The sequence below is a fragment of the Streptomyces graminilatus genome (assembly GCF_001418565.1).
Taxonomy (GTDB): Bacteria; Actinomycetota; Actinomycetes; order Streptomycetales; family Streptomycetaceae; genus Streptomyces; species Streptomyces graminilatus.
Genome location: NZ_LIQQ01000410.1, coordinates 1 through 10,087 on the forward strand (window position 1 = coordinate 1; position 10,087 = coordinate 10,087).

General features: G+C 69.0%; 8 protein-coding genes. 7 read left to right on the plus strand and 1 reads right to left on the minus strand.

Annotation, left to right across the window (positions count from 1 at the left end; all coding sequences use genetic code 11):
* Positions 1-270 precede the first annotated feature (270 nt).
* From AOK08_RS30885 to AOK08_RS30915, 7 genes are all read left to right on the plus strand, one after another.
* Positions 271-1,647 carry a S53 family peptidase gene (locus tag AOK08_RS30885; protein ID WP_055532201.1) on the plus strand — a complete coding sequence of 459 codons (1,377 nt, stop codon included), beginning with the start codon at positions 271-273 and terminating at the stop codon, positions 1,645-1,647.
* 510 nt (positions 1,648-2,157) lie between these two features.
* Entirely contained in the window at positions 2,158-2,466 is a 309-nt protein-coding gene (locus AOK08_RS30890; protein ID WP_053742551.1) for a hypothetical protein, read from the plus strand.
* Positions 2,467-2,759: 293 nt separating this feature from the next.
* Positions 2,760-3,644 carry a DUF8175 domain-containg protein gene (locus AOK08_RS30895; RefSeq protein WP_055532209.1) on the plus strand — a complete coding sequence of 295 codons (885 nt, stop codon included), beginning with the start codon at positions 2,760-2,762 and terminating at the stop codon, positions 3,642-3,644.
* Positions 3,634-4,980 carry a hypothetical protein gene (locus AOK08_RS30900; RefSeq protein ID WP_055532211.1) on the plus strand — a complete coding sequence of 449 codons (1,347 nt, stop codon included), beginning with the start codon at positions 3,634-3,636 and terminating at the stop codon, positions 4,978-4,980. The genes AOK08_RS30895 and AOK08_RS30900 overlap by 11 nt, the downstream gene beginning before the upstream one ends.
* Before the next feature lie 14 nt (positions 4,981-4,994).
* Positions 4,995-6,536 (plus strand): SCO6880 family protein, encoded by a 1,542-nt coding sequence (locus AOK08_RS30905; RefSeq protein WP_107101088.1) that lies wholly within the window; start codon positions 4,995-4,997, stop codon positions 6,534-6,536.
* Positions 6,537-6,549: 13 nt separating this feature from the next.
* Positions 6,550-7,983, plus strand: coding sequence for an ATP-binding protein (locus AOK08_RS30910; RefSeq protein ID WP_055532215.1), 1,434 nt, complete (start codon positions 6,550-6,552; stop codon positions 7,981-7,983).
* Between the two features lie 5 nt (positions 7,984-7,988).
* Positions 7,989-9,419: a type IV secretory system conjugative DNA transfer family protein gene (locus tag AOK08_RS30915; RefSeq protein ID WP_055532217.1), complete on the plus strand. Its 1,431-nt coding sequence runs from the start codon at positions 7,989-7,991 to the stop codon at positions 9,417-9,419.
* On the opposite strand, the gene AOK08_RS30920 is transcribed toward AOK08_RS30915, so the two are convergent.
* Positions 9,408-9,995, minus strand: coding sequence for a GNAT family N-acetyltransferase (locus AOK08_RS30920; protein WP_055532219.1), 588 nt, complete (start codon positions 9,993-9,995; stop codon positions 9,408-9,410). The genes AOK08_RS30915 and AOK08_RS30920 overlap by 12 nt on opposite strands.
* Positions 9,996-10,087 lie beyond the last annotated feature (92 nt).

A 10,087-nucleotide genomic window follows, 5' to 3' on the forward strand; every position in this document is an offset into this window, starting at 1 on the left:
CCACCCAACACCCCGTATGTGATCAGTAACCCCTCAACCCCCTTCAGTCATACGGAAGTCAGGATTCCGCAACTCGTCTTGTTGTCACGTACTCAACAAGCGAAGGTCATCGGCGGGCCGCCAACCCGCCGCCGGGGACGCCGCACCGGCGGCAAGCACCACCCCTGAGGAACCCCCCACGGGTCCTCACGGGAACTCACGGGAACTCACGGGTCCCCCGCGTCACCACCCGCACCGCCCCTGACCACCCCCTCACCAGGAGGCTGTACGTTGCGTACGTCACCCCCCAACAGCCGCACCACGCACAGCGGATGGCACCGCAGATGGCAGCGCACAGGCACCGCGGCCCTCGCCACCACCGCCCTCGCCCTCGCCGGACTCGGCACCGCGACCCAGGCCGGAGCCACCACGGCGCACCACAGGGTCACCGTCTCCGCCAAGGCCATAGCCGCCCAGGTCGCCAAGGCCCACGTGCACTACACCCACCAGTGCGACGCGACCCCCGCGAAGGGCTTCGCGTCCTGTGACGCCCTGCGCGTCACCGGCGGCACCACCGCCTTCCAGGAGGCGCAGGCCGCGCGGAAGGGCGTCGCCCCCGCGACCGTCAAGCCGAACGCCACCTCGGACACCCCCACCGGTTACGGCCCCAGCGACCTCCAGAACGCCTACGGCCTGACCGACGCCGCCGCCTCCAACGGCTCGGGCGAGACGATCGCGATCGTCGACGCCTTCGACGACCCGAACGCCGAGTCCGACCTCGCCACCTACCGCGCGCAGTACGGGCTCCCCGCCTGCACCACGGACAACGGCTGCTTCAAGAAGGTCGGCCAGACCGGTTCGACGACCTCCCTCCCCGCCCCCGACAGCGGCTGGGCCGGTGAGATCTCCCTCGACGTCGACATGGCGAGCGCGGTCTGCCCGAACTGCTCCATCCTGCTGGTCGAGGCCAAGTCGTCCTCGATGGCCAACCTCGGTACGGCCGTCAACCGCGCGGTCTCCCTGGGCGCCAAGTTCGTCTCCAACAGCTACGGCAGCTCGGAGTCGTCCTCCGACACCACGTACGACACCTCGTACTACAAGCACCCCGGCGTCGCCATCACGGTCAGCGCGGGCGACGAGGGCTACGGCGCCGAGTACCCGGCCGCCTCCAGGTACGTCACCGCCGTCGGCGGCACCAGGCTGTCCACGTCCTCCAACAGCCGTGGCTGGACCGAGAGCGTGTGGCACACCAGCAGCAGCGAGGGCACCGGCTCCGGCTGCTCCGCCGTCGACCCGAAGCCGTCCTGGCAGACCGACGCGAGCTGCGCGAAGCGCATGATCGCCGACGTCTCCGCCGTGGCCGACCCCGCCACCGGCGTCTCGGTCTACGACACCTACGGCGCCGACGGCACCGGCTGGAACACCTACGGCGGCACCAGCGCCTCCGCCCCGGTCATCGCGGGCGTCTACGCCCTCGCCGGCACCCCCGGCAGCGGCGACTTCCCGGCCTCGTACCCGTACGCGGCGGCCCGCACCCCGGCACTCAACGACGTGACGTCCGGCAGCAACGGCACCTGCTCCACCAGCTACTTCTGCACCGCCCGTGCCGGCTACGACGGCCCGACCGGCTGGGGCACCCCGCAGGGCCTGGACGCCTTCACCGGCTGAACCGACGGATCCAGCCGATCCAACGGATCCAGCGCAACGAGCACAACGAGCACAACCGGCCATCCAACGACGGGCCGCGGCCACCAGCCGCGGCCCGTCCCCATGTCCGAGCTCCGCGATAACCTGCACGGGAACATGGATATGAAGGAAGAGGGAAATGGATACGGACCGTCAGAAGCGGTCCCCGTCCACGACCGTACGAGTGGGTCGGCCACGGCTGGCCATCGGTGGCTAACGACGGAACCACACCACAGGTTCCGCCCACACCTCATTGCCCGGCGTAACCTGCCGTGATACACAGAGTGACCATACGATCCGTTCAACCCCTCGCACACCGTCCCGCGCTCCCCCATAGGGTGCCGCGAGAGGCGGTGGCAAGGTATTCGCACGAAACCAGCCAATGAATGACGCCAAGTCGACATCGGACAGCGTCATCGTCGGCGAGAATGGACCGGACCTCTGCGCTGCGGCAGGGGCGAGCGGAACTACCCGACAGGGGCGGTGACTTACATGTGGCTTGCGGCCGAAAAGGGCGACATCAACACCATCATCGGCGGGATCGCTCCGGACTGGGGCCCCTTCGGCAGTCTGGGCACCGAAGCGAAGACGATGGTCCAGGTCGTGATGGCCGTGGCCATCCTGATGTGCCTGGGCATCGCCATCTGGGGTGCGGCCAAGCAGCGCATCGGCGCCACCGCGCTGCGCGACACCTTCAGCGCGGAACAGGGCAAGGGCCTCATCATCGCGGGCCTGACAGGCGTGTTCATCATCGGCTCGCTCGGCACCCTCTTCACCATCGTCTACGGCATGGCCGTCTAGCCGCCGACAAAGCCGACACAGCCGACGCCACCCGCGTGTGACACACCGTCGGTCGGACCACCGGACGACGAGCCCGGTTCCCCCTCACCACACCCACCCACCCGTCGTGCCCACCGACCGAGGTTGCGTCTCCCTGATGTCGAGTCACCACACCGCGCCCGCGCGGGAACCAGCACGGCTACCGTCGTACTGTCACGCGTCCCTCGTACGCGTGGATTCGGCACGGTTTGGACATGAGTTCGACACGGGTTCCGATACGGGTTTCGACACGAGTTCGAGGGGACGGGCGTGCGATGAGTCTCGGTGACAGCCAGGACGGCGGCGACTCCACCCGCCCCGACGACGGCGGGTACGGCGGCACCGGCCAGACCCGTACCCGCTACCACGACCAGGGCAACGGCGGCGTCTACGGCGGCGCCCGGCGCACCAAGTCGTCGCGCGGCACCGTCACGGCGGTCGGCGTCGTCGTCCTCCTGATCGCGGCGATCGCCTTCGCCAACCGTGGAGGAGACGATTCGCCCAAGTCCTCCACCGCCACCGGAGGCAGCGGCTCGGGCAGCAACAGCGGCAGCGCCGACGGGCCCGGCGCGGCCCCCACCGCGGCCTCCGGCGAGCAGCCGGTCACCACGAAGGCGGCGGACATCCCGTCCGGGTTCGCCCACAACCGGCAGGGCGCCCAGTCCGCCGCGGCCAACTACGCCGTGCCGCTGGGCTCGACCGCCATGTTCCGCAAGGACAGCCGCGACCGGATCGTCGACGCCCTCTTCACCCCCGAGGCCGCCGCCAAACTCAAGGGCCCCCTGGACAAGGCCTACTCCGCGAACCTCCTCACCAGACTCGGGCTCGACGCGGGCGGCAACGCCCCCGAGGGCAGCACATACGTCTCCCGCGTGACCCCGGTCGGCACGAAGACCGTGGCGTACGGCGGCGCCACCGCCACGGTCGAGGTCTGGTACGTCGGCCTGAGCGGCATCGCCGGCGAGGCCTCCACCAGCCCGGTCATCGCCTCCTGGAAAACCAGGACCTACGACATGCGCTGGTCCGGCGGTGACTGGAAGGTCGTCTCCTACTCGGAGAAGGACGGCCCCAACCCGGTCCCCGACGACGGCCGCGCCGCCACCTCGGACGAGATCAACAAGGCCATCAACGAGTACGGAGGGTTCACCTATGCCCGGTAACGCGCCAGGTAGGCCCTACCTCGTGCTCAAGTTCGCCGGCGCGCTGACCGCCGTACAGACGGCGGCCGTGCTCCTGGCGTCGCGGGCGTACGCGGCCCCGTCCCCCACGCCCACACCGTCGGGATCGGGATCGCCCACGCCGAAGGCCGGCAACCCGGACTGCACGCTGCTCACCGGCCATTCGAAGGATCTCTGCGAGGTCTCGAAGGGCACCCGCTCGGGATCCCTCAAGGCCCCCGACGCCACCCTCGACCCCCTCTCCTCCCTCGCCAAGGGCTGCGCCGACGCCGCTTCCTGGACGGTCGACAAGCTCAGCGAGGCCGTGAAGGAGACCGCGAGCGTCGACTTCACCAACTCCAAGTTCCTCCAGCAGTACGCGGTCGTGTTCGCCGCGTCCACCGTCCTGACCCTGGTGCTGTGGCTGCTCGCGGTCGCCAAGCGGGCCATGCGGGGCGTCCCCCTCACCACCGCGATCTCCGAGGCGATCGGCTTCCTCTGGCTGACCGTCCTCGCCTCCGCCTTCACACCCCTCATCCTCTACACCGTCGTCTCGGCGACCGACGGCGTCACCGAGGTCCTCGCGAGCGCGACCGGCGACCAGACCGACACGTTCTTCGGCACCTTCTCCGGTGCCCTCGCCAAGGGCCAGGACATCGGCGGCGGCCCGATCATGCTGATCGTGGTGTCGATGGTGTCGATCCTCGCGGCCGGCGTCCTCTGGCTGGAACTCGTCATCCGCGCCGCCCTGCTGTACGTCGGCGCGCTGCTCGGCACGGTCGTGTACGCGGGACTGGTCGACAAGAACCTGTGGGGCCACGTGCGCCGCTGGGCGGGCATCATGATCGCGGTGATCATGGTGAAGCCGGTGATCGCCATCGTGCTGGGCCTGGCAGGAGCACTCTCCACGAACAACGGGCCCGACGCCTTCTCGGCGGTCGTCTCCGGCCTGTCCATCATCCTCCTCGCCATCTTCGCGAGCGCGATGATCTACCGCTTCGTCCCCGGCTTCGGCGACGAGATCGCGAACTCGCGCAACAACCGGATCATGCAGGGCGCCGAAGGCAAGGCCGCGGCCGTCATCAGCTCCCCGGCGACCCTCGTCGCCCAGGGCATCAAGACCCACAGCAGCCGGGCCGACAACAACGGGGGCGGTGGAGGCGGCGGCCAGTCGTCCTCCGCGCCGCGCCCGGCCAACCCCGCGTCCGGCGGCGTGGCCGCGCACAGCTCGCGGCCCTCGGGCGGCGGCGGATCTGTCCCCTCCGCCGCACCCCCGCCGCGCGCCCCACACGCCGGCAACAGCAACCGATCCAACCGCCCTGGAGGTGACGGGCGTTGACGACGGATTCCCAGATGGCCCATGTGGTCTCGCCCCGCCGTACGTATCTCATCGGCCGCGCCCGGCCGAACGCGATCGTCGGCCGCAACCGCGAGTCCGGCGAGATCGCGCTCATCATCGTGGGCGCCTTCCTCGGCATGGTGTGCGGCCTCGTCGTACCCGTCCTGTCCCTGCGCATCGTCCTGCTGACCGGCTTCCCGATGCTGGCACTGGCGGTGGTGTACGTCCCGTACAAGCGCCGCACGTTCTACAAATGGTTCGAGATCAACCGCAGTTACAAGCGCTCGCTCCGCCAAGGCACGGCATACCGCAGCTCCGTCATGGAGGCCGGCACCGCGATCGACGGCCGCGAGGTCGAGATCGGCCCGCCCCCCGGCATCGGCCGCATCAACTGGCTCGCGGCCCCGTTCGGCCCGGACGAGATCGCCGTACTCCTGCACGCGGACCGCCGTACGGTGACGGCGGCGATCGAGATCGAGGGCCCCGGCGTCGGCCTGCGCGACAGCGAGGACCAGGAAGCCCTCGTCGACCGCTTCGGCACGCTGCTCAAGCATGTGGCGAACGGCGACGGCTTCGTCACCCGCCTCCAGATGCTCGCCCGCACCCTCCCCGCCGACCCGGACGCCCACGCCAAGGACGTGGCCGTACGCGGCGACGAGAAGTCACCGCCATGGCTCCAGGACTCGTACGACCAGCTCCAGTCCATGGTGTCGACGAGCAGCGAGCAGCACCGCGCGTACCTCGTCGCCTGTATGCACTTCAACCGTGAACTCGCCGCCGAGGCCCACACGATGGCCCGCGCGGCGCGTCCGCACGGCGGCCGGAAGGTCGACCGGGACGCGGGCCTCGCGGTGGTCATGGCCCGCGAGCTGACGGACATCTGCTCCCGGCTCCAGGAGGCGGACATCCGCGTCCGCCAGCCGCTCGGCCAGGGCAGACTGGCCTCCCTCATCCACTCCATGTACGACCCGGACCACCCGATCGACCACCTCCAGGCGATGACGAAGCGCAACGCCTGGCCGGCCGAACTGGACGCCATGGAGCCGACGTACCTCCAGGCGAAGACCCGCGAGTCGTCGACCCGCGCCCCCTGGTGCCACTCCACGGCATGGGTGAAGGAATGGCCGATGACCCCGGTCGGCGTCAACTTCCTGGCCCCGCTCCTCGTCCACACCCCGGACGTGATCCGCACGGTGGCGGTGACGATGGACCTCGAACCCACCGAGGTGGCCATCGAACGCATGCTCACGGAGAAGACGAACGACGACGCGGAGGCAAGCCGCGCCGCCAAGATGAACCGCACGGTCGACCCCCGCGACATCGCCTCCCACAACCGCCTGGACCAGCGCGGCGAGGACTTGGCGAGCGGCGCGGCCGGCGTCAACCTGGTCGGCTACATCACTGTCTCCTCCCGCTCGCCCGAGGCCCTGGCGCGCGACAAGCGCACGATAAGGGCGTCCGCGGGCAAGTCGTACCTGAAGCTGGAGTGGTGCGACCGCGAGCACCACCGAGCGTTCGTCAACACACTCCCGTTCGCCACCGGAATCCGAAGGTAGGGCTGATGCGCTGATGCGGGATCCGCTGACCGCCCTCACCGACACCTTCACCTCCTTCCTCTTCGGCAAGGTCGAGACGACCCGCCTGCCCGTCCGCACCTCCACGGGCCAGGCCCAGGCCGTCTACCTCCCCACGGCCGCCCCCGGCCTCGGCGACTCCGGCGTCATCATCGGCCGCGAGGTGTACTCCGGGAAGGGCTACATCTACGACCCCTTCCAGCTGTACGGCCAGCAACTCCCCGCCCCGCACTGGCTGGTGCTCGGCGAGTCCGGCAACGGCAAATCAGCCCTGGAGAAGACCTACGTCCTACGTCAACTCCGCTTCCGGGACCGCCAGGTGGTCGTCCTGGACGCGCAGGGCGAGGACGGCGTCGGCGAATGGAACCTCATCGCACAGGAGTTGGGGATAACCCCCATCCGCCTGGACCCCATGGCCGCCCTGGACATGGGCATCCGCCTGAACCCGCTCGACCCCGCGATCACCACAACAGGCCAACTGGCCCTGCTCCGCACGATCATCGAAGTGGCGATGGGCCACGGCCTGGACGAACGCTCCGGCTTCGCCCTGAAGGTCGCGCACGCCTACGTCAACGAGACGATCGTCGAGCGCCAGCCGGTGCTGACGGACATCGTCGAGCAACTCCGCCACCCCGAACCGGAGTCGGCGGAGGCGATGAACGTCGCCATAGACGACGTACGCGCCTGGGGCCTCGACGTGGCCCTGGTCCTGGACCGCCTGGTCGACGGCGACCTCCGAGGCATGTTCGACGGCCCGACGACGGTCGGCATCGACCTCGACGCCCCGCTCATCGTCTTCGACCTGTCCCACATCGACCGCAACTCGATCGCCATGCCGATCCTGATGGCGATCATCGGCGTCTGGCTGGAGCACACCTGGATCCGCCCCGACCGGAAGAAGCGCATCTTCCTGGTCGAGGAGGCCTGGCACATCATCAGCAGCCCCTTCGTGGCCCAACTCTTCCAGCGCCTCCTGAAGTTCGGCCGACGCCTGGGCCTGTCCTTCGTGGCGGTCGTCCACCATCTCTCGGACGTGGTGGACGGAGCGGCGGCGAAGGAGGCAGCGGCGATCCTGAAGATGGCATCGACCCGAACGATCTACGCCCAGAAGGCCGACGAGGCACGGGCAACGGGCCGCGTCATCGGCCTACCCCGCTGGGCGGTGGAGATCATCCCGACCCTGACACCCGGCATCGCGGTCTGGGACGTCAACGGCAATGTCCAGGTCGTCAAACACCTGGTCACGGAGACCGAACGCGCCCTCGTCTTCACCGACCGGGCGATGACGGAGTCGTCCCGCGACCGCGACCTCCAACTGTCCGACGACGCCCTGAGAGCCGCCGAACTGGAGGCCGAGGAACGCGCGGCGGCCTTCGTCGAACAGCACCTCAACGACCTCGACGACTCCTCCGAGTCCACGGTGGCGTGACGACGATGAGACCGGACCAAAGCCGACAGCAGGAACGCGGAGTCTCCGACGGCCTGCTGGTCGGCCTGATCGGGTTCCTGCTCGGCCTGACGGCACTGGTCTGGACGGCGACAGGCCTCGCGGCCCTCCTCTCCCACGGCGCCTGGCCGCAGGGAGTCACGTTCATCCGCACCCCGGAGGCACTGCGCCACCTGATCACGGACCCACAGGACGTACCGGGCGCCTGGCCCCGGACACCGGCGGGCCAACTCTCCGGCTGGGGCCTGTTCTGGGGCCTGTTCATCAGCCAGTTGATGATCCTGTCGGTCCTGACGGTGTTCGTGGTGGGCACACTGGCCCGCTGGAAGGCAGTACGAGCAGCAAGAAGAGCAACTCCGGCACGTCACGAGATCCCGGTGCAACGGACGGATCGGCCACCGGTGGAGCTGGAGAAGGCAGCCGAGGAGGAAACTCCCCTGACTGAAGCGCCCAAGACGCCCACCTTGGAAACAAGCGGCAAGCGGATGGGTGGGCGGGAAACAATCCTTTTCGGCCCCAAAGACACCCGCACCCACCCCGCAACCGAGGCAATCCACAACGCACAGGGCGCGGCCCTGATCCTCACCTCAAACCCCACCCTGTGGCAGGAAACAAAGGACGCGAGGGCCAAACTCGGCCCCACCCTCCTCTACGACCCCACGCACCTGTGCGACACCCCGGCCCGCCTCCACTGGCCTCCCACCACAGGCTGCGAGGACAGACCCACTGCGGCGGAAAGAGCAATCGCTCTCCTCGCGCCCGTCCGCCCCACGGCGAAGATCGACCGAACAACGGCGGAAACCGCCGAGACCCTCCTCCGCAGCTACCTCCACGCGGCCGCGATAGACGCCCGCACGATCCGCCACGTACACCGCTGGTCCCAGGGCACCAACGTCCAGGAAGCCGTACGCATCCTCCGTACCCACCCCAAGGCGGCGCCCGGCGCCGCCGGCGAACTCGAAGCCGCCCTCACCGCGCACCCCGAACGCCGCGACATGGCCCAGGAGTTGACGAGCCGGGCGCTCGCCGCGCTCTCGACGGTGAACATCCGCGAGGCGTGCACGGCAAACCGAACTGATGCCCTTGTGCTGGATTCCTTCATCGCCGAAGGGGGCACGCTCTATGTGGTCGGTGAATCTATCGAGGACCCCAGGACGAACCCGGGTGCGATGCCTCTCCTGACGGCGCTGGCCGCAAGCGTGGTCGAGCGCGGCCGGCGCATGGCCGAACGGTCATCCTCCGGTCGCCTCGACCCACCAATGACACTCGTCCTGGACGACGTCGCGGCGGTCGCTCCTCTCCCCCAGCTCCCGGAACTCCTCACCACGGGAGCCGACCAGGGCATGCCGACCCTGGCCCTGCTCCGGTCAAGAGAACAACTCCGGGCGAGATGGCCGCACCACGACCTACAGGTGTGACTCCCGCTCCAACACGAACTCCAGCTCGGTGTCGCCCTCAGCCTCGGATCCATGGGAACCCTGGGAGCCGTGGTCCAACGACATGGTGACCCCACTGGGTACGAATCCCACGCGCCGATAGAACCGCTGCGCCCGCGCGTTGTCCTGATGCACTATCAACCGCACCCGATCGACGCCCGCGGACTCCCAGGCCCACTCCAGAGCCGCGTCGAAGAGCACATCAGTGAGCCCGCAGCCCCGGTGCTCCGGCAGCATGAACACCCCGACGATGTGCCCCTGCCGCTGTTCGACAGCGACACCGGACCAGTCGGTCGTCCCGGCCTCCTCGACAAGCACCACGAGCCCCCCGACCCACTCCCCGTCGGGCCCTTCGGCAATGATCTGCTGCGCACTGGTCGCCTCCTCGGCAACCCGCTGCACCCTCTCCTGCCAGAAGGAGTCAGGCCGGCCCACGGCCTCGTCGTACGTCTCAAGGAAGGCGATATCCGCGACGGGATCCCGCAGAGCGGCCAGCCGAAGCTCCTTGGCCGCACGCCACTCGTCCGCACGCACGGACCGCACCACAAAGCTACTCATGGACCCCACGGTAATACCCTTTGGAAAACAGAAAACCCCCGCACTGTAAAGTGCGGGGGTTTCCCTGTCAATCAATATTTGTTCGGCGGTGT